Below are 24,474 nucleotides of genomic sequence, written 5' to 3' on the forward strand. Positions count from 1 at the left end.
CCGGAACCCTGGAACTGCTCGCCCGGGAGATCGCCAACGCCCTACGGCCGCTGGAGCAACTGCTCGGCGCGGAGCAGCGGCAGGCGTTCCTCATGGAGCTGGGCCTGTGGCTGCCGGGCGGGCTCGGCGCCGCCGACGGCCCGCTCGGCACGATCTCCGTACAGGCCGGAGGCCTGGGCCCGATCGTGCTGCGGCTGGACGCCGCGATCGAGGATGACGTCGCCGAGCGCATCACCCTGGAGGGGGTGTCCCTGGTCGGCGCCCTGGGGCAGGTGTTCGGCGCACTCGATGCCCTGGGACCCGCCCTCGACACCGCGGTGGCCGGAGCGCCCGGTCTGACCGACGCCCAGCGGGCCAGGATCCGGGCCGAGGCCAAGGAGCTGCCCCGGCGGATCCTCGACTGGGCGCTACTCACCCGCATCGAGGAGAAGAGCCGAAACGCGCTGGACGTGCTTTCCGTGCTCGGGGTCCTCACCGACCTCCAGGTGTTCTCCGATCCGGCCGACCCGACCGTCCTGCCGGGCCGCCGCCGCACGCTCCACCTCGACCGGCTGCCCACCCTGTTCACCGCTCCCGGCGACCTTTTCCGCGACGCCTTCGGCTTCGGTACGCCCGGCTTCGACGGTACCGAGCTGTTCCGGCGCCTCGTCGAACACCTGGTGGCCCGCGGTCGGCACTTCACCTACGAGAGGCCGCCCGGCGGCCCACAGGTCCTGGACGCCTACGTCCTGCGGCTGACGGTCGACCCGGCGAGCGGTCCGCCCTCGCTGCTCGCCCGGGCCGATGTGGTGGCTGACACGGACCTGGTCCGCGAGTACCGGCCCGGTCCGCTCTGGAAGATCTCCTTCGAGGCCCGGAGCAGGTTCGACCCGGGGCTGGAGGCCCGGGTCCGACCGCCACTGAGCATCGAACTCCACCCCTTCACCGGCTCCTTGCAGCTGGCCGCCGCACTCGGGCTGACCGCCGAGAAGGCCGATGGCACGCCGATCGTGCTGCTGGGGAAGGCCGGCGGATCCCGCGTGGAGATCCACCGCTTCACCGCCGCCCTCGGACTGGCGGCGCAGGCCGGGCCGGGCGGCAGCGCCACGGCCGAGCCCACCGCCCGCCTCGACCTCGCGGGCGGCCACGTCCTGATCGACCTCTCCCAGGGCGACGGCTTCATCAGCAGGATCACCGGCGGCGGGAGGATCGAGTCCGACTTCGAGCTGCGGGCCCTCTGGTCGCCGTCGGGCGGGCTGCGCCTGGAGGGCAGCGGCTCGCTCGACCTGGCGGTCCCCGCACACCTGGAACTGGGTCCGGTCGAGGTCACCACGCTCTACCTGAGCGCGGGGGTCGGCGCGGACGGCTCGGTGCCGCTGGAGGTCTCCGCCGCCTTCAACGCCGAGCTGGGTCCCATCAAGGCGGCGGTCGACCGGGTCGGAGTGATCGTCAGGTCGCGGTTCCGCGAGGGCGGCAACCTCGGCCCGCTGGACATCGGCTTCGAGTTCAAGCCGCCCACCGGCGTCGGGCTCTCGGTCGACACCGGGGTGATCTCGGGCGGAGGCTTCCTGTCGGCCGACCCGGCGCGCGGCGAGTACTCCGGCGCGCTGGAGCTGAAGTTCGCCGGGTTCGTCGATCTCAAGGCAATCGGTCTGATCAGCACCCGGATGCCGGGCGGCACCGACGGCTTCTCGATGCTGATCGTGATCACCACCGAGTTCGGCGGCCTCGGCCTGCAGCTGGGGTACGGCTTCACCCTGCTCGCCGTCGGTGGCCTGATCGGGCTCAACCGCGGGATGAACCTGCAGGCGCTCGTCGAGGGGGTGCGCACCGGCCGGATCGAGTCGGTGATGTTCCCGCGGGACGTGGTCGCCAACGCCCCGCGGATCCTCAGCGATCTGCGGGCCTTCTTCCCGCCCGAGCAGGGGAAGTTCCTGATCGGGCCGATGGCCAAGATCGGTTGGGGCACGCCGACGCTGGTGAGCGTCTCGCTGGGCGTCGTGATCGAGATCCCGGGCAATCTGGCGATCCTCGGGGTGCTGAAGTGCGCGCTGCCCACCGAGGAGCTCGCGCTGCTGGTCCTGAAGGTCGCCTTCATCGGCGCGGTCGAGTTCGACAAGTCGCGGCTGTGGTTCTTCGCGCAGCTCTTCGAGTCGCGGGTCCTCACCATGACCATCGACGGCGGTATGGGTCTGCTCGTGGACTGGGGGGACAACCCCAACCTGGTGCTCTCGGTCGGCGGGTTCCACCCGTCGTTCCGGCCCCCGCCGCTGCCGTTCCCGGTGCCCAACCGGCTGGCCGTCGACATCCTGAACCGGCCCGGGGCGCTGATCCGGGTGTCCGGGTACTTCGCCCTCACCAGCAACACCGTCCAGTTCGGGGCGGCGGCGGAACTCCGGCTGGGCTTCGAGGACTTCGGGATCGAGGGCCATCTCTCCTTCGACGCGCTGTTCCGCTTCTCCCCGTTCTCCTTCGTCATCGAGATCGCCGCCGACGTCTCGCTCAAGGCGTTCGGGGTGGGGCTGTTCTCCGTCGACCTGCGGTTCCGGTTGGAGGGCGTGTCGCCGTGGCGGGCGCGCGGGCGCGGCTCGATCTCGCTGCTCTTCCTGGAGATCTCCGCCGACTTCGACATCAGCTGGGGCGAGGAGCACGACACCACGCTGCCGCCGATCGCGGTGCTGCCGCTGCTCGCGGGCGAGATCACCAAGGTCGAGGGATGGCGCACCAAGCTGCCCCCCGGAGGCGGCGACCACCGGGTGACGCTGCGCGCGCTGCCGGAGACCGACAAGCTCGTGCTGCACCCACTCGGAACCCTGTACGTGCAGCAACGGGCGATCCCGCTCAACGTCCGGATCGACCGCGTGGGCGCGCAGCGGCCGAGCGACGGCCGGCGCTTCAGCGTGGCTCCGGCGTCGGACAGCGGCCTGGTCCAGCTCTCCACCCCGGACGACAAGTTCGCGATGGCCCAGTTCCAGGACATGGACGACGCGGCCAAGCTGTCCGCCGCGCCGTACCAGGACCAGGACGCCGGGCTGGAGCTGAGCGCCGAACGGGACGCGCTCGCCTCCGCGCGGGTGGTCCGCCGCAGCACCCGCTACGAGTTGCACATCATCGACTCCCGTCGCAGTGCCGGTACCGCCGCGGGCGCTGCCGCGGGGCCGGCCGGGGCGGCGGTGGCGGTGGGGGTGACGAAGGCGACCGGAGCGGCCACCGCCCCGGCGGGGACCCGCCGCGCGAGGTTCCACGACGTCCCCGCCGCCGTCTACGCGCAGTTGCTGGAGGGCAGCAGCACCAGCCGCTCCACCCTGTCGCGGCGGGACGCCGAGCGCCGCCGGCCGTTCACGGGCGGGGACACCGTGCAGCTCACCGGACAGCGGTTCGCCGTCGCCTACCGGCGCAACAACCTGCAGGCCTTCCCGCCGACCTCGGGGGTCGACCGGGGCGCGACCACCTTCCGCAGCCCCGCGACGGCGGCCGACGCGCTGGCCGAGTGGGTCGCCGCGGACCCGGGCCTGGCCGATGCCCTGCACGTCATCCCGGTCTCGGAGGTCGCCGCCCCGCTCTCCGTCCCCGGGGCGTGGTCCGCGGCAGCTCCGCTGCCGGTCGCGGCCGCCGGGCTGGAGGCGGTCCGGCTGGCCGGCTGGCCGGCGGCACCGTGCTCGTCGCCGGCGGCGCCGACGGCACCGGCCGAGCGCTCCCGTCCGCGGCGCGGTTCGATCCGGCGGCCACGACCTGGTCGGCCGTCCCGAGCCTCGCCAGCGCGCGCCACGGGCACTCCACCACCGTGCTCGACGACGGGCGGGTCCTGGTGGCCGGCGGCTACGGCGCGGACGGGAAGCTGCTCGGCTCCAGCGAGGTCTTCGACCCGGTCGCCGCCACCTGGAGCCCGGCGGCCCCGCTGAAGACACCCCGGGCCGGGCACTCGGCGACGCTGCTGAGCACCGGCGCGGTCCTGGTGGCCGGCGGCACCGGGGCGCGGGGCGGCGGCGAGGGCACGCTGGAGTCGGCCGAGCTGTTCGACCCGCGCACCGGAAGCTGGTCCCCCGGGAAGCCGATGGCCGACGCCCGGTCCGGGCACCGCGCGGCCGTGCTGCCCGGCGGCCGGGTCCTGGTCGTCGGCGGGGCGCTCGCCACCGGTGGCCGCCCGGCCCCGCTCGCCTTCTGCGAGCTGTACGACCCGGTCGCGGGCACCTGGTCCGCCGCCGGGAGCCTCACCACCCCGCGCCGGGGCCACCAGGCGACCGTGCTGGCCGACGGCTCGGTCCTGGTCACCGGCGGCGAGGCGACCGGCATCCCGGCCGGCGGCCGGTTCACCGTCGCGCCCCTCGCGTCGGCGGAGCGCTACGACCCGGGCACCAACACCTGGAGACGGCTGCCGGACATGCCCGGCGGCCGCAGCGGGCACCGGGCGCTGCCGCTGCGCTCGGGCAAGGTCCTGGTGGTCGGCGGCACCGCCGGACCCGCCTTCGCCGGCGGCTTTCGCAACGCGACGCTCTACGACCCGGCCGACCACGGCTGGACCACCACCGGCGGCCTGGCCGACGGCCGTACCGACTTCGCCGCCACCGAGCTGGCCGACGGCCGGGTGCTGGTCGCGGGGGGCGTCACGCTCTCCGGCCCGGCGGCCCCCGGGGAGGCCGCCGTCATCACCGCCGGCACCGAGATCCTCACGCCGTGACCACGGCCAGCCCGAAGGGTTCGACGAGCCATGACCGACGCCATGACCGACACCGCGACCGGCGCCATGACCACTGCCGCGACGATTGCGGCGGCCGCGTCCGGCGGCGCCTGGACGAAGTCCGGTGACCTGCCGTCACCGGCCTCCTGGTACGGGCAGTACGACGGCGCCGTCCTGCTGAAGAGCGGCAAGGTGCTGCTGGTCGGCGGTTCGGACGCCGCCGCGGCGGTCCTGACCCGCACCGCGGTCTACGACCCGGCCGCCGGGACCTGGACGGCGGGTGTCCCGCTGCGCTTCCCACGCCGGCTGCACACCGTGACCCGGCTCGACGACGGCCGGGTGCTGATCGCCGGGGGGACGAGCGGCGCGTCGCCGTTGTCGCCCGGCCTCGCCGGCGCCGAGCTCTACGACCCGGCCGACGGCAGCTGGAAGACCGCCGCCGACATGCGTGAGGCCCGTTGGGGGCACAGTGCGGTGCTGCTGGCGGACAAGCGGGTGCTGGTGGCGGGCGGCGTCGCGGTGCGCTCCGGCGACTCCGTCAAGGCGCTGCGGTCGGCGGAGATCTACGATCCGGCCACCGACACCTGGACCGACGCCGGGCCGATGACCGACGCCCGGACGGGCCACTCCGCCGTCCTGTTCAAGGGCGGTCAGGTGCTGGTGTGCGGCGGCACCGCGCCGATCTCCGGGCACGACGACGCCTCGCTCGCGTTCTGCGAGCTGTACAACCCCGTCACCAAGGCCTGGACCCCGACCGGCAGCCTCCTGCGGCCCCGGAGCCGGCACCAGGCGGTGGCCGCCTCCGACACCGTCGCCCTGGTGTTCGGCGGTGCCACCCCGGGGGCCCCGGGCGACGGCACGTACGACCCCTTCGCCGAGCTGACCGCCGAGCGCTACGACCTGGCCACCGGGACCTGGGCGGCGATGCCGGCCTCGCCCGGGGGCCGCGGCCTGCACCGGGTGGTCCCGCTGGGCGGCGGGAAGTTCCTGCTGGTCGGAGGCACCGCCGAGGTACGCGACGGCGTCGGCTACAGCAGCGCCCTGGTCTTCGACGACACCACGAGGGCGTGGACGGCCGCGCCCGGCACGACCGTCGGCCGCTGGGCGTTCGCCGCCACCGCCCTGTCGGACGGCCGGGTGCTGATCGCGGGCGGGACGGTCCGCGCCGGGCTCGCCGCCGCCGATCCCGCGGTCCACGAACTCACCGCCACCACCGAAGTGCTCGGGGCCGCCTCGTGACGACCAACGCCTACTCCTTCCTGCCGTGGCTGCGCGGCGGCATCGCCACCAAGATCGCCGCCGACCCCGCCGGGCCGGTCACCCGCGCCGAGATCCCGGTCCGCCTGCACCTGACCGGCGAGGCCGTCACCGGCCCGCCGCCGGAGCAGTACGTCGAGCAGAAGGTCCAGCTCTACGGCCCCGGTGACATCCTCGGCATCGATCCGCGGGTGGTCTCGCGGACCGAGCCGCGGGCCTGGGTCACCAACGCCGAACCCAACTACCTGGCGCACATCGAGTTCTACGACGAGGACTTCCCCTGGCAGTACAGCCCGCTGGCCCCCGAGGCGGACACCGGACGGCTGCGGCCGTGGCTGGCCCTCGTCGTGCTGGAGGGGCCGAAGCAGACCGGCGAGCCGGGCGAGTTCACCGAGGGCGCGGCGCCCGGGCGGCCGCTGCCGTTCATCACCGTCACCGACCCGGCGGGCACACTGCCGCCGCCGGAGCAGCTCGGCGCCTGGGCGCACGTGCACGTCGACGGGGAGCTCGACGACCCGATCGTCTCGGAGAACATGCCCGCCGTGCTGGCCGCGCTGCGGCAGGTGCTGCGCGCCAACCCCGACCGGGCCTGCTCCCGGCTGATCTGTCCGCGGCACCTGCGGCCGAACACCGGGTACCACGCCTTCCTGGTGCCCGCCTTCGAGACCGGGCGGCTGGCCGGCCTCGGCTTCGACCCGGGTGCCGCGCCGAACGCCGCGCACTGCGCCTGGGGGCCGAACTACCCCAACCGGCAGGCCCCCGGTCAACTCCCCTACTACCACCGTTGGTTCTTCGGCACCGGCACCGCGGGCGACTTCGAGTACCTGGTCCGGCTGCTGCAGCCCGCTCGGCCCGACCCCCGGGTGGGGCGGCGCGATGTCGACGTCCAGCGCTCGCCGGGACCGGGCCTGCCCGGGATCACCCAGCCCGCCGCGCTCGGCGGAGTGCTCAAGCTCGGCGGGGCGCTGCGGGTGCCGGACCGCCTGCAGGACCTGTGGGACAACTGGGACGGCCGCTTCCCCCCGCCTCCACCACCGCCACCGCCGACCCCGCCGCCGCCCGTTCCGCTGCCGTACCCGCACCCCTTCCAGGAGGCCCTCGCCGGGCGGATCAACCTGGCCGACGACTACCTCGAACACCCGCCCACGGTCGCGCACGCCCGGCTGGCCGAGTCGCTCGGTCCGGCGGGCCCGGCCGCGGCGCCGGCGCCCGGTGCGGCCGATCCGGTGATCACCCCGCCGTTGTACGGACGCTGGCACGCCCGGACGTCCCGGCTGCTGTCGCGCCGGGACGGCACGCCCGTCCCGGCGCCGGAGAACCGCAACTGGGTGCACCGGCTCAACCTCGATCCGCGCTTCCGGATCGCGGCCAACTTCGGTACCCAGGTGATCCGGGCGCGGCAGGAGGAGTTCGTGGCCGCCGCCTGGGAACAGGTCGGCGAGGTGCTCGCGGCCAACGACCGGATCCGCGCCGCGCAGCTCGCGCGCGAGGTCGGCCACGTGCTGCACGGCAAGCACCTGGCGCCACCGGTCCCGCCACCGGGGCCCGCGGCGGGTGGCGCGCGGGCCGCCGCCGCTCCCCCGCCGCCGTCCGGCCGGTCCCTGCGGCTGACCGCGCCGGCCGGCTCCCGGGTGACGACCGGATCGTCGCCGGCGGCCCGGGCAGCCGGACCCGGCGGTACGGAGCCGACCGAACTGGTGGCCGTCGGCTTCGAGGTGGCCCGCAGCCGGATCGCGTCCGCGCCGGTGTCACCGCCGATGCGGCGGATCACCCGACCCCGCTCGCGGCTCATGCGCGGGCTGCCGTTCGCCGCCGCGAACCAGTCGCCGGACGCGCTGCTGCCCCGGATGGACGACCCGGCCACCGGGATCGCCGCCGCTCCGCCCAAGACCGCGCCGGCGGCGATCGTCACCCCGGACCAGCTCGCCGACGTCCTGCACCCGTCCGGGCCGCCGCCGGCCGGAGCGCGGGAGGCCGGGCCGTCCGATCCGGTGGGCGGGCTGCCGAGCAGCTCGGACTTCGTGCTCAGCCTGCCCGGGGACGGGGTCGTGCCCCACCCGGGCGGCGAGGACTCCGCCGAGGCGCTGCTGTTCAAGCTGGCACTGCGGGACCTCCACGACGGCCTGGACGCCGCGGTGGTCGGCGGGCGGACACCGGAACGCCTCCCGCTCGGCATCACGCCGGTCACCGGCACGGTGCTCGCCGGGCTGAGCGCCGACGAGACCGTGCCCCGGCAGCTGCTCAGCGGAGTGCGGCTCCCGGAACGGCTCCAGCCCTTCGCCGAACGGTTCCTGGAGGCGATGGCGTACCCGGTCATCGACCTGCCGATGTACCAGTCGCTGCTGGACATGTCGGTGGACACCTTCGTGCCCAACCTCGGGCTGGTTCCGCCGAACACGATCACGCTCCTGGCGACCGACCAGGAGTTCATCGAGGCGTTCATGGCCGGGCTCAACCACGAGTTCGCCCGCGAGCTGCTGTGGCGGGAGTTCCCGACCGATCAGCGCGGCACCTCGTTCCGCCAGTTCTGGGATCCCCGGGTGGATCCGCCCCAGCACGGCGAGACGGCCGCGGAGCGCCGGGAGCGGCTGTACGACATCACCCGGATGGACGGCTGGACCACGGACACGGCGCTCGGTGCGCACGACAACCGCGACCTCGTCCAGGAGGAGGAGCTCGTCCTGGTGATCCGCGGCGAGCTGCTCAAGAAGTACCCGACGGCCGCCGTCTACGCGCACCGCGCCGCCTGGGCGACGAACGAGGACGGCGTGGTCGACCCGAGCCTGGAGCGGGTCCTCGCCGACGTGCCGGACGGTGACCGCCCGTCCCCCGAGCTGATCAAGCTGCCGATCTACGAGGCCAGGGTGGAGCCGGACGTCACCCTGCTCGGCTTCGACCTGACGGCGGACCAGGCGCGGGGGAGGCCACCGCTGGACCCCGGCTGGTTCTTCGTGATCAAGGAGCGCCCGGGCGACCCCCGGTTCGGGGCCGACGACGGCGCGGGCACCGCCATCGAGGTGTGGAACGACCTGTCCTGGCGGGACATCGACCCGCTCGACCGGCGCTTCATCAGCCTCGACCCGGGGGTGCAGGTCCCGCTCGTCCGGTTCGACGGCTCCGAGGACGACCAGGAGAAGCGCGAGCAGCGCCGCGAGGACGCCGCGCTTCCGCTCTGGCACTCCCGGCTCAGCTCCGCGGACATCGCCTACGTCCTCTTCCAGGCACCGGTACTGATCGCCGTCCACGCACAGGAGATGCTGCCCGATGCCCGCCCCGCTCAGTGACGACCTGCCGGTCCTGCTCGGCCCCGTCCGGTTGGAGACCTGCTTCACCGAGACCGAGCTGCTGATCCGGATCTTCCCGGACGAGTGGGCGGTCGACACGTCCGAACCCCTGCCCGGCGAGGCCGAGTTCACCGCGCTCAGCGCCTACTGGACGGCGGTGTGGCGGGCGGCCGGCGACGGCGCCGCCGAACAGGTGGCGTGGCACGAGTTCACCGGCCGGGTCGCGGTCGGCCGGGCGGCCTGGCTGCGCGCGGAACATCCGCCGGCCAACCCGTCCGAGCAGCCGGCGAACCTGCCGCACGACACCGTCGTGCTGGTCCTCACCGGCCCCACCTCGCCCGCCGCCGCCGACCGGCAGCCGACCACCGCCTACTGGACGGCGGTCTGGCGGGCGCACGGCGACCGCGCCCGGCTGCGCGCCGCCGACGCGGCACTGCTGGCCTCCGTCGGCCCCCAGCGGGCCCAGGCCGTCCGCGGCCGGCGGCCGACCGGGATCGACGCCGCCCCCACCGACCCTCGCGACGGCGTCCTGGTCGCCTTCCTGGTGCTGCCGCGCCCGGCCGAGGTGGCCCGGGACTCATGGACCAGGGCCCCCAAGGCCGCGCTGCTGCCCGACAGGTTCACAGCGCTCGGCTACGTCGGCGGCACCCAGGTCTTCTCCGTCCCCGGCAAGCCGGTGCCCGACGAGCTGGCGGTCGGCCCCGATCCCGGCACCCCGCCCGACGAGCAGCTCAAGGTGGACGAGCGGACCGGCACCCTCCGGGTGCCCGCGCCGCTGCGCTGGCTGACCGACTTCGAGGAGGCCGTCCAGGTCGGCATGGGCATCCGCGTCCCGCTCGACGCCCTGAACCGCAAGGGCGTGGACCGGCTGGTCGTCCTGGGCCTGCGCGAACGCACCGACCCGCAGCAGTCCGCCGTCGAACTGGGCAGGCTGGTCACCAGGCAGCTGCGCAGTCCGGCCGGGTACGCGCTGCTGCCGCAGGGCACCCCCACCAACAACTCCGAGCAGGCACCGGCCGGCCAGGACACCCGCGAGGAGGCTGACGCCGCTCTGCGCACGGCGGCCGGGTTCACCGCGGCGGCCGCGCCCGGCGACTGGACCACCAGGACCGACGGCCAGTGTCTCGCCGAACTGCTCGGCATCGACCCCGCCGTCCTGGCCGGGGTGCCGAACGCCGACCGCACCGACCAGCGCGACGCCCGCGCCGCCAACACCGCCCTGTGGCCGGCGACCTGGGGCAGCTTCCTGCAGACCACCCTGTACCCGATCGTGCCGCCGCAGGCCGTGGCCGACACCCGCGACTTCTTCCTCCGCCACGTCAGCGGACGCGGCCCCGTCCCGGCCGTCCGGGTCGGCCGGCAGCCCTACGGCATCCTGCCGACCACCGCGTTCAGCAAGCTGGCCTGGCCCGCGGCGCAGGCCCACCGCACCGCCCTGCACCGGCTGTTGAGCGCGGCACTGGCCGACTGGCGGACCGCGGCCGAGAAGGTCGCGCACCTCGGCGGTGGCGACCCCGACCCGCACCAGCGGCTGCTGGACATCCTGGCGCTCCACCCCACCTCGGCCGAGTACCACCAGCGGTACGCACAGAGCGTCGAGGACGTCTTCAACCGGGAGAACCTCGGCGGCCTCGGGGACACCGTGCTGCCCGCGCTGGAGGACCGGCTGCACATGCCGCAGCCGATCCGCGCGCTCCTGGCCCGGCTCGGCTACCAGGTGCACCCGCCGGAGCGCCCTGACCCGGCGCTGATCCGCCGGCTGTTCGCCGGGACGCAGCACCCGCTGCTCGCCCCACTGGTGGACGACCACCCGCTCTCCGAGACCGACCCGGTGCACGCCTCCACGGCCGGCCCCGACCCCGCGAACTACCTGCACTGGCTGGTCCGGTACGGGCGCACCGACCTGGACACGGTGCGGCTGGAGAACGGCTTCGCCGGGAACCGCCCGCCGTCCGCGCTGCTGTACCTCCTGTTGCGGCACGCCGTCCTGCTCGGCTGGGAGGACGCCGGACGGCGCCTCGCGGTCGCCGCCGGACGCCCGGCCCCCTCCCCGGCCGACCCGCTCTTCGTGCACGTCCGCACCCAGCGGCCCGGGGAGCCGGCGGCGCCGGCGAGCGAGAGCCGGTACCGGCAGCTCTACGCCCCCGACCCGGCGATCACCCACAGCGAGGACCCGGACCTCCTGGTGCACCGGTTCATCCCCGGCGTGCTCGAATCGAGCCCGGCGACCGCGGCGCTCGCCGGGCAACTGCGCGCCGTCGAGCTGCTCGCCGACGTGCCCACCGCCCGGCTGGAGCGGGTGCTCGCCGAGCACCTCGACTGCGCGGCCTACCGGCTCGACGCCTGGCTGCTCGGGCTGGCCAACGAGCGGCTGGCCGAGCTGCGGTTCGGGACCGAGGGCACCGACGCGCCCAGCCCGGGCGTCCACCTCGGCTGCTACGGACTGCTGGAGGACGTCCGCCCACGCGCGTACCCGCTCGGGTCGGTCACGCTGGACCCGCAGCTCGCGACGGTGTTCGGGGCGGCCGAGATCCCGTACGACCCGGCCAACGGCGGCTACGTCCACGCCCCGTCACCCGGCCACGCCACCACGGCCGCCGTCCTGCGCGCCGGCTACCTCGCCAACGGGACGCAGGCCAACCCCGGCACGTTCGCGGTGAACCTGAGCTCAGGACGGGTCCGGATCGCCCTGGAGCTGCTCGACGGGCTGCGCGCGGGCCACTCGCTCGGGGCGCTGCTCGGGCGGCGGTTCGAGCGCGGGCTGCACGACCGCCACCCCGGCGTCGAACTGGACCGCTTCCTCCCGGCGCTGCGGCGCGCGTTCCCGCTGCGCGCGGGCAAGCTCTCCGAGGTGACGCCGCAGGGCCGGGCGGACATCGACGTGATCGAGGCCCGCAACGTCGTCGACGGGCTCGAACTCGTCCGCCGCGCCACCCGCCCGCCGGCCGCCCCCACCTACCCCTTCGGCGCCCAGGACATGCCGGAGGCCTCCCCCCGCGAGCAGGACGCGATCAACGCCGAGCTGCGGCAGCTGCTCGATATCCACGACGCGCTGGCCGACCTCGCCGTCGCCGAGAGCACCCACCAGGTGCTGCTCGGCAATGCCGAGCGCGCCACCGCGACACTGGACGCCCACGCCAAGGAGGGCTTCCCGCCGGACCCCGCCGTCGTGCGGACCCCCCGCAGCGGCGTCACCCTGACCCACCGGTTCGCCGTCCAGCTCACCGCGGGGCTCAACCCGAACGCCGGCGCCGCCCGGTTCCGCGGCGACGGCCCACGGGCCAAGGCCGAACCCGCCGTCAACGACTGGCTGCCCGGTCTGCTGCCGGCACAGAACGACGTGGCGGTCCGGGTCACCTGGACGGATCCGCTCGACGGACAGCCGCGCCACAGCGACGTCACCCAGTTCGACCTCGAACTGCAGCCCATCGACCTGCTGTGGACCCTGCGGCCGGCGCGCGAGACGGCGATGACCGATCTGGACGACCGGATCCTCGGCGTCGTCGTCGCGCGGGACAAGCCGCGCCCGGACGTCCCGCTCACCATCGAGTACACCACCCGGGTGGACCGCAAGGTCACCCTGTTCGAGGTGTCGCCGCTGGTCGAGGCGCTGCGTTCGCTGCTGACCACCTCCCGGCCGCTGCGGCCCACGGACCTGGTCCCGGCCTCGGGACCGGCCGGGGTCGACCGCTCGGCCGACGAGGCCGTCACCGTGCCCCGGGAGCGGCCCGCGGCCGTCCGCGCGGGCCTGGACGCCCTGCGCGCCCGGGTTGCCGACCACCTCGCCGCACTGACGGGGCTGTACCCGCCCGACCCGGCTCCCCCGCTCCGTGCGGAGGTGATCGCCCGGATCGACACGCTGATCGCCACCCACAGTCAGCTCGCCGGCACCGCCGGTCTGTTCGGCCTGCTGCGGAGCGGCTGGGCGGAGCTGGTCGAATGGCGCCGGGCGGTGTTCGCCGACGTCCTGACGGCAGTCGCCGTGGCGGCCACGCGGATGGCGCGTTCGCTCGCCGAGGCGGACGCGCTCATCGCCCGGTACGACGCGCTGCCGGCGTCCACCCCGGCCGAGGAGCGGTACCGGCTGCTGGAGCAGGCCGAACGGCTGCTCACCACCACGCCGACCAGCCCGCGCCCGTCGACCCCGGCCAAACTGCGCGTCATCGTCGCCGGCCGCAGGTCCGCGTTCGACTCCCGGTTGCAGGGGCTCCTGCGCCTCGCCCGGACCACCCGCACGACGCTCGCCGCCCTGCTCGCCGACGTCCGGGCGCAGCTGCCGCTGACCGCCTTCGACCCGGTCGGCCTGGATCTGACACCGTACGAGGACCGGATCGTCGAGCTCGGCCGCGACCTGCTGGCCCGGGCGCGAGCGCTGCAGACGGACCTCACCGGGCGGCTCGCCGCCGCCGACACCGCGCTCGCCGAGTACGACGCGGCGGCCACCGACCCCGACCGGGTCCGGGCCGCCACCGCGGCGCTGGTGGCGATGCTCGGCGAGGACGTCCTGGTGGTGCCCGAGTTCACGCCCTCCGACCAGCTGGCCCAGGACTGGAAGCGGGCCCGCGCCGACAGCCCCGCGCTGGTGAAGCACCTGACGGACGACTTCGGCCGGGACTTCCCGGTGGACGACTGGGTCCACGGCATGGCCCGGATCAGGGAGAAACCGCGGCTGTGGGAGAAGGCCGTCGCCCTGGGCGACGCGCTGCGCGGGCCCGGCGGGCTGCTGGGCAACATCCCCGGCTGGCAGGAGCCACAGCTGACCCCCGTCCAGTTCCCCTACCGGCAGGGTGACCACTGGCTGGCGATGGAGTTCCGGACGGGCACCCGGATCGATGAGGACCGGCTGCTGTTCACCGCCCACTACGCCTCCGAGCCGCTGCTCGGCCCCGCCCGGCGGTGCGGGATGCTGTTCGACGAGTGGACCGAGGTGGTGCCGGCCGCACAGGAGACCACCGGGATCGCGGTGCACTACGACGGCCCGGACTCCGAACCCCCGCAGACCATGCTGCTGGTCGTCCCGCCGGCCCGGACCGGCGCCTGGGTCTGGGACGACCTGGTCGCCGCCGTCCAGGAGACCTTCGACCTGGCCAGGGTCCGGGCCGTGGAACCCGGCCACCTCGACGGCACCGCCTACGCCCAGTTCTTGCCGGCCACCGTCCTGTCGGCCACCCGGCAGCCGATCACCATCAGCACCGATCTCGCGATCGCCAACCTGCGAGGGAAGGCCCGTGGCTGAGCCCCGAATCGAGAACCTCCGCGAGGCACTGGACAACCGCCGCGCGCCCACCGTCGGCCTGTGGAACCGCATCGAGGGCAGGCCGCGCACCACCGACTTCGCACGGGCGCTGCGCGCCGAGGTACGCGATCCGCTGTGGATGCTCACCCGGCAGTGGCAGATGGGCGAGTTCCGCGGCACGGACGGCGGTTCGCCGGTCACCGCCACCTACTCGGTGGTCGCCACCCCGCCCAGCAGGTTCCGGCCCGCCGACGGCGCGGTGGAGGCACTGCCCACCGACCGGCCGCTGGAGGCGCTCGCGGAGCGGCGTCCGCTGCCCTTCGCGTTCGCCGCCGACCGGATCTCCTTCGACCTGCGCCTGGCGATCGGGCGCCGTTGGATGAAACTGGTCGGCAGCACCCCGATCCTGCTCGGCCTGGGCATCCGCCAGAAGTACGTCGACCGCTACCCCGTCGCACTGCCCGACCCCCGGGTGGACGCGGACTCCCCGAGGGTGGCGCACCCCGAGGTCTGGTCCGCCCTGCAGACGGTGGCCGGGCGCCGGATGGACGGCTACGAGTTCTACCTCGCTCTCGAACAGGGACGGCCCGCGCACGACGGGATCGACGGACTGCTGGGCCCGCAGCGCGAGGCGCTGGCCAAGCTGGCCCGGCGGCTGACCGCCTGGTTCGACGCACTGATCGACCAGCCGGCCGAGGACCCGGCGACCCACACCGGCAACACCGCCTGGGATCCGGCGCGCCTGGAGCACCGCTTCTCGGTCGCGGCCGGAGCGGGCGGCGGGGCGGAGAAGGTCCTCACCGCCCAGGAGTACCCGGGCGGCACACTGGACTGGCACGCGTTCTCCGTCGACCCGGCCGGCCCGCTCGGCGGGGCCGCCCCGCCGCCCGCGCCGCTGAACCGCACCGTGTTCCCGGCCCCGGTCCGGTTCTCCGGCATGCCGCTGCCGCGCTGGTGGGCGGTCGAGGACGGGCGCACCAACTTCGCCGCCGTACGGCCGGACAGCACCGACCTGGCGCGGCTGGTCTTCCTGGAGTTCGCGCTGGTCTACAGCAACGACTGGTTCCAGGTGCCCTGCGACCTCCCCGCCGGGACGGTGGCCTCGATCCGCGGGCTGGCGGTGACCGACGTCTTCGGCCGCAAGCTCTGGATCACGCCCGCCGGGGCGGGTGACGACGCCGCCTGGCAGCGCTGGTCGATGTTCACCCTCGACACCATCGGCGACGCGTCCGTCCCGGCGGACACCGACCTGCTGCTGCCGGCGAGCGTGCCCAAGGTCGCCGAGGGGCCGGTCCTGGAGGAGGTCACGCTGGTCCGCGACGAGAGCGCCAACATGGTGTGGGGCGTCGAGCAGACCGTCCGGCTGGCCACCGGCGAGCCCCGGCGTGGCAGCGAGGTGGCCGCCGAGATCCTCGCCCACCGGCTGGCCCTGCACCCGCCGGCGGAGCCGCCACCGGCCGCCGCGCCGGTCCGCTACGAGGCGATGAACACCGTCCCGGAGAACTGGATCCCGTTCATCCCCGTCCACGTCCCCGGGCAGAACCGTCAGATCCGCTTGCAGCGCGCGGCCATGCTCGGCGTCGTCGACGGCGAGCCGGTGCCGGCCCGCACGGCCCTGCTGCGCGAGGGCTTCGACCAGGGCCGCGCCTACTTCGTGCACGAGGAGGAGGTGCCGCAGACCGGCACCGGGATCACCTCCTCCTTCAACCGCACCCGCTGGAGCGACGGCCGGGTCTCCCTCTGGCTCGCCACCCACCGCCGCACCGGCCGGGGCGAGGCGTCCAGCGGGCTGGCCTTCGACTTCCTGGAGGACACCGCGCCCCCGCCGGGCGCCGCCGGCTGAGGCCCCTGTCCATCGGGGACCGCTGCGTCCCGCCCCCGGCGCAACGGCGGCGGGGGCAGGACGGGGACGGACCAGCGGATTTTCCAGCGGCGGGGCCGCATCGGCCCGGGAGTCGGCCGATGCTGAAGGCGCCGTCCGGTGGGGGCGGGGAGTCGGTGGCCTCGGCGTCGGTGACCGGGGCGGTGCGGCCGACCAGGTCCGCCAGGTCGTCGCCCTCGGCACCGAGCTGGCCAAGCCGGCCCGGCGGGCTCAGCGGAAGTCGTCGGCGTGGTCGGCGGCCCACTGGGCGTAGGTGTGGGCCGGGGCGCCGGTGATCTTTTCGGCGATGGCGGAGGTCACCGCCGCGACGCCGTCGGCGGCGGCCCACTGGCTCACGATCGCGTCGGCCACGACCGGGTGCATCGTTCTGGCGACGTCCGCGCGGGCCTGCTCGTCGGAGATGTGCTCGACCCGGATGTGACGGCCGATCGCCTCGCCGATGTGCTCGACCTGGCGTTGCAGGGTCAGAGACTCGGCCCCGTGGACGGTGTACGCCTGGTGCGAGTGGCCCGGTTCGGTCAGGGCGGTCACCGCCAGCGCCGCGATGTCCTTCTCGTGCACCGGTGCCGACTGGGCGAACGGACGGGGAAGGCGGACGACGTTGTCGGTGCGGATCGATTCGGCCCACCAGGTGCGGGTGTTGGTCGCGAACGTCCCCGGCCTGAGGAACGTCCAGTCCAGGCCGGAGCGTTGGACGGCCTGCTCGATCGTGCGGTTCAGCCGGGCGACCGGGTGGTCGGCGTCGGGGTCCAGGACGACCGCCACCGACGAGAGCAGGACCACCTGCCGGATCCCCGCGGCTGCGGCCGCCGCGGCGACCTCGTCGATGTCGTAGGGCTGCCGGGGGTCGAGCATTCCGTACAGGAACACCCTGTCGGCGCCGTCGAACACCGCGGGCAGCGTCTCGGGACGCCCCAGGTCGGCGACGACTGCGTCGTACCCGGGCGTCGGGCCCGCGACCGGGACCCTGCTGACCGCTCTGACCTGCTCACCGGCGGCCAGCAGGCCGCCGGCCACGTGACGACCGACGTTGCCTCGGGCGCCGAAGACCACTGTCGGCATGATGGGACCTCCTGCTTGTCGTGGACGTGAAGTGCCGTATGGGCACGAATGGTTGTCGATCACCGGTCAGGGCCGGATGTTCTCCAGGTCCGCCAGGAGGCCGGGGTGCCTCGGCTCCCAACCGAGCGCCTGCCGGGTACGGGTGCTGGACGCCGGCTGGTCGGCCTTGAAGATCGGGCCGAGCGGGCCGTACGTCTCCTCCGGCACCGACTCGACCGGAACACCCAGCCGTCGGCCGATGACGGCCGCGATGTCCCGCACCGCATCCCCCTCGTCGGCCACGGCGTGCCAGGCGGTACCGGCCTGCGCCCGCTCCAGGGCGAGCCGGAAGAGGACGGCCGCGTCGAGCGCGTGGACGGCGGGCCAGCGCTGGGTGCCGTCGCCGGGGTAGCCGGAGATCCCGCTCCGGCGTGCGATGTCGGTCAGCAGGCCGGCGAACCCGCCCGCGCCCTCGCGGTGGACCGTGCGCGGCAGGCGTACGGACGTGCTCCGGACCCCGCGGGAGGCCAGGCCCAGGATCGCCGTGACCGTGCGACCGCGGCCGCCGACCGGCCCGTCGGTCGGCACCGGGTCGGCCTCGGTGGAGGCACGGCCCGGCACCCAAGGCGTGCCCGAGACGGTGACCAGGGGACGGTCGCTGCCGACGAGTTCCTCGCCGAGGGTGGTGAGGGCGGCGGTCTCCTCGGCGACGTTGCCCGCGAGGGCCTCGGGGCTGCTGAAGTCGTTGCCGAAGGCCAGGTGGACCACCCCGTCGGCCCGGGCGGCGCCGGAGCGCAGGACGTCCAGGTCGGCGAGGCCTCCCCGCAGCGGCTCGGCGCCGGCCGCCTCGGCGGCCCGTGCGGAGGCCTCGGAGCGGGCGAGCGCGAGGACGGTGTGGCCGTGGCCGAGGAGTTCGGCGACGACGGCGGAACCGATCAGACCGGTGCCGCCGGTGACGAAGACGCGCATGGAAAACCCTCCACAAGCGATGGGACTCTTGTCCCATCACCATACAGCGTGACGGGACAAGAGTCCCATCACCACGGGACAAGGGTCCCGTCGCATATGCTGAACCCATGGGTCGATGGGAACCAGGTGCGCGTGAACGCCTCGTCGTGGCCGCGGTCGACCTGTTCACGGAGCAGGGGTACGACGCCACGACGGTCGCGCAGATCGCCGAACGCGCCGGAGTCACCAAGAGCACCTTCTTCCGGCACTTCCCGGACAAGCGCGAGCTGCTGGTCGCCGGGCAGGAGACGCTGTGCTGGCTGCTGGCCGAGGGGATCGCCGACGCGCCCCACACCGCCAGCCCGCTCGAGGCGGTCGCCCTCGGCCTCGAGCGCGCCTCGACCGCCATGGGCCCCGGCAGTCGCGAGCTCGCCCCCCGCCTGAAGGCGGCCGTCGCCGCCAGCACCGAGCTCCAGGAACGCGACGCCCTCAAGACCGTCGGCCTCGCGGCCGCGATGACGACCGCTCTGCTCGCCCGCGGCGTGCCCGGTCCGACCGCGGCCCTCGCGGGCGAGCTGGGCGTCCTCGCTTTCAAACGGGGGTACGCCGAGTGGGCCGAGGACGACCGTGGCACCGAGAACGGGCTCGCCCGGTGCGCCCTGGCGGCCCTGGACGAACTGCGTGCCGCGAGCGCATCACTGGGCTGACCGGACGGGCACCGTCCGGCGCCGGTGCTGTGGACGGAAAGCGTCACCTTGCGGGTGTGGTGGCCGGCCAGCAGGTCGTGCGGGTAGCCGAGTTCGATCCGGCCGGCCTCGTCGAGGCGGTCCGACCGGGAGGCGCTGAACTCGACCTTCAGGGCGACCAGCGGGGACCAGCCGCGCAGGTCGGCGACCGCCTGCATGCGCGAGACCTTCCAGGCCTGGGCGTTGGAGACCGCCACGTACAGGACCGTGCCCTGCCGGACCAGGGTGGGCCCCCTTGATCTGCGGGTCGCACCGATTGTCGCGAAGCCTTGACACTGCGTCGCAGGCTGAGAACCCTGGTGCTGTACTCCAGGGACGCGAGGGGCACGGCATGCCATGGGTCGACGAGAGCGGACGCCACCGGGGTTTCCCGGCGGCGGTGCTGGCGGACGGCAGTGAGCCGGCGCCGTTGCCGGACGGGCGCACCACGTGGTGGCTCTACAACGGTGCGGACGGTCCTCGGGCCGTTGCGGTGCGCGGTGGTTGCGGCTGCGGCTGGCGGGGTGAGCGGGTGCACCTGTTGGACTTCGGTGACGACGCGGCGACCGAGGCGGTGGGCGAGGCCACCGGGCCGTTCGCGGACTGGGAGTGGCACGTCGACCTGGCCGAGGGCGTGGTGCCGCGCGAGGTCGAGGAGCTGGTCGCGGCACTGGTGGACCGGATCTGCGACCTGACGGAGAGCAAGCCGTACGCCGCCGCCCGTGCGGCCGCCCGGTTCGAGCGCGCCGCCGGTTCGACCGCGCTGCTCGCCGGCCGCAAGGCCCGCAGCAACCTGATGTCCTGGGAGTACATCGGCCGCGCCTTCGGCTGCGGGCCGGAGGAGGCGCTGGAGCGGTTCGGCGAGACGCTGCCCGACGTCGACTGGGGTGATGAGGTGTAGGTCGTCAGTCGTCACGCGTCGGACAGGCGTCGGACAATGGCTGTCCCACCAAGCGGGTGCCCGCGTCACCACGACGGGCACCCGCTCCTCAACACCCCCGGTCCTGCCCGGACCGGGCTCCCGCCCCGATGCTGCCGCACCCCTGCCTGCGCGCGCCAGCCCCACTCCCCGAAGGGGTGACAGGTGCCAACCCTTCCGATTCCTCCTGCTCCGCGAGGAGCCCGCCTTCAACCAGTACTGGGCCTTCCACGCGGTCGGTTCGGTCGCCGACCCCGTCGGGCCGGGGAACGTGCGGCTCGACACGGTGCGGCGCCTGCGTGCGTGCCGTCCCGCACGTCCGCAGGGCAGTCACCGCGTCCGGGCGCTGACGGCGGTCCTCAGGCGGCCGGACGGCGCGGCGGGCTGACGGTCCGTCGCACCGGGTGGCGGGCCCTGATGACCGGCGTCCTACTCGGGGCAGGGAGCCCTGGACGAGCAGCCTGCCCCGAGTCCTACCTCGGCACCGTCACCGCAGCCGCTCTCGCCATCTGGCTCCGCACATGATCGCCCGAACAGCTCCGCCCAGTACTCCCGTGAGAGTTCTCCGTTGGGCCCCGCTCACCAGGTCACGGGCAGTGACCGCATCCCGTAGATGAACGACTCGGTACGGAACTCGCGCTCGCCGGTCAGCCGCAGCCCCGGCAGCCGGCGGAACAGCGTCTCCAGGGCGATCTGGAGTTCGGCGCGGGCCAGCGGCTGGCCCAGGCACTGGTGCACGCCGAAGCCGAACGCCAGGTGCCGCCGGGCGTCCCGGTCCAGGTCCAGCTCGTCCGTCGCCCGATGGCCGGCGCCGCCGAACACCGCCTCGTCCCGGTTGGCGGTGGAGAGCATCGCCATCACGCCCTCCCCGGCCCGGACGGTGACGCCGCCCAGCTCCACGTCCTCCAGCGCCACCCGGGGCAGGCCGGTGTGCACGATGGTCAGCAGCCGCAACAGCTCCTCCACCGCGCCCGGCAGGGTGGCCGGGTCGGCCAGGCCGGGGATCTGCTCGGGGCGCTCCAGCAACAGCGCGGTCGACAGCGAGATCATGTTCGCGGTCGTCTCGTGCCCGGCGATCAGCAGCAGCACGCCCATGCCGGCCACGTCGTCCGGAGTCAGGTCGTCCCGCGCCGCGAGTCGGCTGAGGGCGTCGTCCTCCGGCTGTGCGCGCTTGCGGGCCGTCAGGTCGCGCAGGTAGTCCCGGACCTCCTCCTGGGCCTCCCGGAGCTGCTCCACCGTGCTCTCCCGGCTGAGCATCGTGCGGCTCAGGCTCTGGAAACGGTCGTGGTCCTCGTACGGCACGCCGAGCAGCAGGCAGATCACCAGCGAGGGCACCGGCAGCGCGAAGTCGGTGACCAGGTCGGCCGCGGTCCGGCCCGCGGTCATCCGGTCCAGTACCTCGTCCACGATCCGCTGGATCTCCGGGCGCAGCGCCTCCACCCGCTTGACCAGGAATTCCCCGGTGATCATGCGGCGCTGGCGGGCGTGCTCGGGGTCGTCGAGCCGCAGGAAGTCCGGATTGTCGGTGATCAGCTTGCGAGCGCCGGCGACCAGCAGCGGGAAGGCCGGGTGGCGTATGTCGGCACTGAACCGGCGGTCGGACAGCACGGTGCGGACCTCGGCGAAGCCGGTGACCAGCCAGCAGAGGTCGCCGTCGGGCAGCTCGGCCCTGGTCACCGGCCCGGTGGCGGCGGCCTCGGAGTACGCGGGCGGCGGACCGAACGGGCAGCCGCTGGAGTGCGGGGCCGGCAGCAGCGGGACGGCGGGGGCGGTGGGTGTGGCGGTCACGGCGGGGGTCTCCTCATGTCGCGGGGGTCCTCGTGGGGCTGTCGGGGGTGCAGGGAGTCCCCGGCGGCCTGTGGGGCCGGCGGCGGGGCCGGTCAGGCCCCGGTCTGCGCGGGCTGGTCCTCGGTGACGGTGATCGCCCGACCCGGGCAGAGGTCGGCGGCCAGTCTGACGTCGTCGAACTGCTCGGGCAGCAGCGCGATCTGACGAAGCCTCACCAGACTGTCCCGGTCGTCCTGGTCGAAGACCTCGGGGGCGTTCATCACGCACATGCCGGAGCTGCAGCAACGGTCCCGGTCTACGCTCACCTGCATGTCGGGCACCTTTCGCCAGGGCGGCGCCGGCTGCCCGGCGGCCGCCTCTCGTTGTCACGGTCAACCTAGCCGTCGCCGGTCCGTTCACGGAGGGGTACGGTGGCCGGATCGAGAACGGCTGATTCGGCCCCTGTGTGTGAACCCCCATTGCGGCGTCATGCGTTTCAACCGACGGTACTTCGCCGGACGGGTCGGCGGACCCGGCCGTGCGGACGGCCTCACGAGCCTTCGGCGGTGGCCAACTCCCGCACGGAGGGCACCGTGTCGGCCTCGGCGGCGCTCTTGTCCGGCCGGTAGCGCACCACCCGGGCGAACCGCAGGGGTCAGCCCGGCGGGGTAGCGGGGGCTGCGCTGGAGGCCGTCGAAGGCGACCTCGACGACCGGTTCCGGCCGGACCAGCACCGTCCGGACCAGCACCGTCCGGGCGTCCCGTGCGGTCTCCCGGGCGGGCAACTCGGCGGTCTGCCAGGCGAGCGTCCGGTCGGTCAGCCCCTTGAAGGTCTTGCCGAGCATCACCCACGGGCCGAGCCCCGGCTCGCCCGCCGCCCGGGCGGTCGGCGAGGCCCCAGGACGGTCCCGAGGCGGTCGCACCACCAAGATCCACCTGAGCGCGGAGGGCGGCTTCCGGACATTGTCCCTGGTCATCACGCCGGGACAATGCGCCGACTGCACCCCGTTCGAGCCGTCATGGACAAGAGTCAGCCCTGACCCCGGACCGGGGCCGAACAGCCCCTCTACGTAAGCCTTCTGGGCTGGCGCCCACAAGACCGGTACGCTGCCGTGGATGGCCTGTGCCGTCGTCGATGCAGGGGGATCGCACATGTCGAACACCATTGTCCTGCTCCTCTCCATCGGCCCGCTCGCCATGGTCCTGGCGATGATCGCCGCGCACGGGTTGGGCGAGAGCAAGGACGCCTACACCGGGGTGGTCACCGGCCGGGGGGTGAGCAGTTCGACCGGTACCTACGGCCCGACGGGCCACTACATGATGCACATCCGCACCGACGAGGGGCGGGAGCTCAGCATCGAGGTGAACGGCCGGACGTATCGGTCGCTCGCCGTCGGCGACCGGGTGGTCAAGGAGTGGGGTAGGCGCTGGCCGGAGCGGTCGGAGTAGTCGGAGTAACGGAGCGAACAGCTCTGCCGCACCGTCCGGCACGCCCTCGCCGCCCGCGACCACCTCACGGCCCTGTACCAGGCACTCGGCTTGCCCGAAGGCCCGCAGGCACGCCGACCGGACGCGGGTCGCACCGGGACACCGCAGACCGCGCGCGGCTCGCGCCTTCGCGGCGGCGGGCGGGGCGGGCGCGGCGATGGAGGTGAGCGCGGCCGCACCACGCTGGGTCCAGCCGCTGGTTGAGGCTGAGCTCACAGACCCGTTCGCGTTCGTCTTCCTGATCCCCACCTGACGCCTCTCCACCGCGGCTCGGCTGCCGCCGAAAACCGGTGGGCCGAGGGGTCTGTCCGCCGACATACTGGGGCGGTTCCCCATTGCCGGAGGAGGTGCGCCCGTGGAGGTGCCAGGGTTCACCGCGCTGGTGACCGGATCCGGGAGCGGGGGGCCGGATGCCCTGCGAGCCGTCAGGGCGGTGACCGGGCTGAGCCTGTGGCACAGCAAGCTGCTCCTGGGCAGCGCCCCTGCGGTGGTTCTGGAGGAGGTTCCGTTCGACGTCGCCGTCGGGGCGGCCCGGCGGTTGCGGGAGGCGGGTGTGCCCGCGGCCGTCCGCTGCACCTGGTGCGACAGGACGGCGCCCGGGGACGAGACGCCGCTCGACCCGGGCCCCTGTGCGTCCCGCTACTGGCCGTCGGCCCATTGCCAGGCGAACTCCCTCACAAGCTGTGCCTGCAAGTTCTGCCGCACCTACGGGCCGACCGGCCTCACCCTCTGAACCCCTGGCACTCCTGAAAGCAGCAAGGGGCCAGAGGGTGAGTACGGGTGGGCCGGGGCCGTCACGCAGGCGGCCAGCCGTGGTGGACCAGGCCGCCGGGATCGGTGAGGGCGCCGCGGATGCCGGCGGCGGGGTAGGGGATCAGGTCGTCGGGCAGGCCGTCCTCGGTGAACCAGCGCAGGTCCAGGCACTTGTCGGGTTCGCGGTTGACCGGCTCCCCCTCCCATTCGGCGGCGAGGTAGAACAGCCCCAGGCGCAGGATCGCCGGGTCCTGGCGGTGCAGGACGGTGTGGGCGAGGTGGAGGTGGGCCGGGTCTACCGTGATCCCGGTCTCCTCCTGCAGTTCGCGGGCGGCGCCGTGGGCGGGCTTCTCGCCGGGGTCGAGTTTTCCGCTGGGGGCGTGCCACTGGCCGTAGCCGTAGGGGCCGCCGCGCTGGGACAGCAGGACCTTGCCGTCCGGGGTGCGCAGGATGACGTGGACGTCCACGACGGGAAGCGGGGCGGGACTCGTGTCGCTGGTGCTCATGTTCTCTCTAA

At 74.3% G+C, this 24,474-nt stretch carries 14 protein-coding genes and 4 pseudogenes; 12 read left to right on the forward strand and 6 right to left on the reverse strand.

Features of this window, described 5'->3' with window-relative positions:
* Positions 1-92: 92 nt before the first annotated feature.
* The 7 genes and pseudogenes from ABZ449_RS09445 to ABZ449_RS09475 form a co-directional block, all read left to right on the forward strand.
* Positions 93-2,906 (forward strand): annotated as a pseudogene (locus tag ABZ449_RS09445) (DUF6603 domain-containing protein); the annotation flags it as partial.
* A 728-nt stretch (positions 2,907-3,634) separates the two neighbouring features.
* A pseudogene (locus tag ABZ449_RS09450) lies at positions 3,635-3,706 on the forward strand (hypothetical protein); the annotation flags it as partial.
* A 57-nt stretch (positions 3,707-3,763) separates the two neighbouring features.
* A complete protein-coding gene (locus tag ABZ449_RS09455) occupies positions 3,764-4,657 on the forward strand; it encodes a kelch repeat-containing protein (protein ID WP_360343049.1) in 894 nt (297 codons plus the stop codon).
* A gap of 30 nt (positions 4,658-4,687) precedes the next feature.
* Positions 4,688-5,896: a kelch repeat-containing protein gene (locus ABZ449_RS09460; protein ID WP_360342796.1), complete on the forward strand. Its 1,209-nt coding sequence runs from the start codon at positions 4,688-4,690 to the stop codon at positions 5,894-5,896.
* Positions 5,893-9,198 (forward strand): hypothetical protein, encoded by a 3,306-nt coding sequence (locus ABZ449_RS09465; RefSeq protein WP_360342798.1) that lies wholly within the window; start codon positions 5,893-5,895, stop codon positions 9,196-9,198. The genes ABZ449_RS09460 and ABZ449_RS09465 overlap by 4 nt, the downstream gene beginning before the upstream one ends.
* Positions 9,179-14,434 (forward strand): hypothetical protein, encoded by a 5,256-nt coding sequence (locus ABZ449_RS09470; protein ID WP_360342801.1) that lies wholly within the window; start codon positions 9,179-9,181, stop codon positions 14,432-14,434. Before ABZ449_RS09465 ends, ABZ449_RS09470 begins: the two co-directional genes overlap by 20 nt.
* Positions 14,427-16,277, forward strand: coding sequence for a hypothetical protein (locus tag ABZ449_RS09475; protein ID WP_360342804.1), 1,851 nt, complete (start codon positions 14,427-14,429; stop codon positions 16,275-16,277). The genes ABZ449_RS09470 and ABZ449_RS09475 overlap by 8 nt, the downstream gene beginning before the upstream one ends.
* Positions 16,278-16,526: 249 nt before the next feature.
* Here the strand turns inward: ABZ449_RS09475 and ABZ449_RS09480 are convergent, their stop codons facing one another.
* A complete protein-coding gene (locus tag ABZ449_RS09480) occupies positions 16,527-17,378 on the reverse strand; it encodes an NAD(P)H-binding protein (protein ID WP_360342807.1) in 852 nt (283 codons plus the stop codon).
* Positions 17,379-17,444: 66 nt separating this feature from the next.
* Positions 17,445-18,326: an SDR family oxidoreductase gene (locus tag ABZ449_RS09485; protein ID WP_360342810.1), complete on the reverse strand. Its 882-nt coding sequence runs from the start codon at positions 18,324-18,326 to the stop codon at positions 17,445-17,447.
* Positions 18,327-18,433: 107 nt separating this feature from the next.
* Between ABZ449_RS09485 and ABZ449_RS09490 the strand changes: the two genes are divergently transcribed.
* Together ABZ449_RS09490 and ABZ449_RS09495 are read left to right on the forward strand one after the other, a co-directional pair.
* On the forward strand, positions 18,434-19,012 hold the full coding sequence (locus ABZ449_RS09490; RefSeq protein ID WP_360342813.1) for a helix-turn-helix domain-containing protein: 579 nt from the start codon (positions 18,434-18,436) through the stop codon (positions 19,010-19,012).
* Positions 19,013-19,382: 370 nt separating this feature from the next.
* A complete protein-coding gene (locus ABZ449_RS09495; RefSeq protein ID WP_360342816.1) occupies positions 19,383-19,931 on the forward strand; it encodes a hypothetical protein in 549 nt (182 codons plus the stop codon).
* 597 nt (positions 19,932-20,528) lie between these two features.
* Here the strand turns inward: ABZ449_RS09495 and ABZ449_RS09500 are convergent.
* The 3 genes and pseudogenes from ABZ449_RS09500 to ABZ449_RS09510 all read right to left on the reverse strand — a co-directional run.
* Positions 20,529-21,737 carry a cytochrome P450 gene (locus ABZ449_RS09500; RefSeq protein WP_360342819.1) on the reverse strand — a complete coding sequence of 403 codons (1,209 nt, stop codon included), beginning with the start codon at positions 21,735-21,737 and terminating at the stop codon, positions 20,529-20,531.
* 92 nt (positions 21,738-21,829) lie between these two features.
* Positions 21,830-22,048 carry a ferredoxin gene (locus ABZ449_RS09505; RefSeq protein ID WP_360342822.1) on the reverse strand — a complete coding sequence of 73 codons (219 nt, stop codon included), beginning with the start codon at positions 22,046-22,048 and terminating at the stop codon, positions 21,830-21,832.
* Positions 22,049-22,266: 218 nt separating this feature from the next.
* A pseudogene (locus ABZ449_RS09510) lies at positions 22,267-22,573 on the reverse strand (ATP-dependent DNA ligase); the annotation flags it as partial.
* 34 nt (positions 22,574-22,607) lie between these two features.
* On the opposite strand from ABZ449_RS09510, the pseudogene ABZ449_RS09515 reads away from it, so the two are divergent.
* The 3 genes and pseudogenes from ABZ449_RS09515 to ABZ449_RS09525 form a co-directional block, all read left to right on the forward strand.
* A pseudogene (locus ABZ449_RS09515) lies at positions 22,608-22,706 on the forward strand (IS5/IS1182 family transposase); the annotation flags it as partial.
* 162 nt (positions 22,707-22,868) lie between these two features.
* Positions 22,869-23,165, forward strand: a complete 297-nt coding sequence (locus ABZ449_RS09520; protein WP_360342825.1) for a hypothetical protein — start codon at positions 22,869-22,871, stop codon at positions 23,163-23,165.
* A 394-nt stretch (positions 23,166-23,559) separates the two neighbouring features.
* A complete protein-coding gene (locus ABZ449_RS09525; protein WP_360342828.1) occupies positions 23,560-23,937 on the forward strand; it encodes a ribosomal protein L7/L12 in 378 nt (125 codons plus the stop codon).
* A gap of 61 nt (positions 23,938-23,998) precedes the next feature.
* On the opposite strand, the gene ABZ449_RS09530 is transcribed toward ABZ449_RS09525, so the two are convergent.
* Positions 23,999-24,463 carry an NUDIX domain-containing protein gene (locus tag ABZ449_RS09530; RefSeq protein ID WP_360342831.1) on the reverse strand — a complete coding sequence of 155 codons (465 nt, stop codon included), beginning with the start codon at positions 24,461-24,463 and terminating at the stop codon, positions 23,999-24,001.
* Positions 24,464-24,474 lie beyond the last annotated feature (11 nt).

Source organism: Kitasatospora sp. NPDC005856, assembly GCF_040629945.1.
In the GTDB taxonomy this organism is placed as follows: Bacteria; Actinomycetota; Actinomycetes; order Streptomycetales; family Streptomycetaceae; genus Kitasatospora.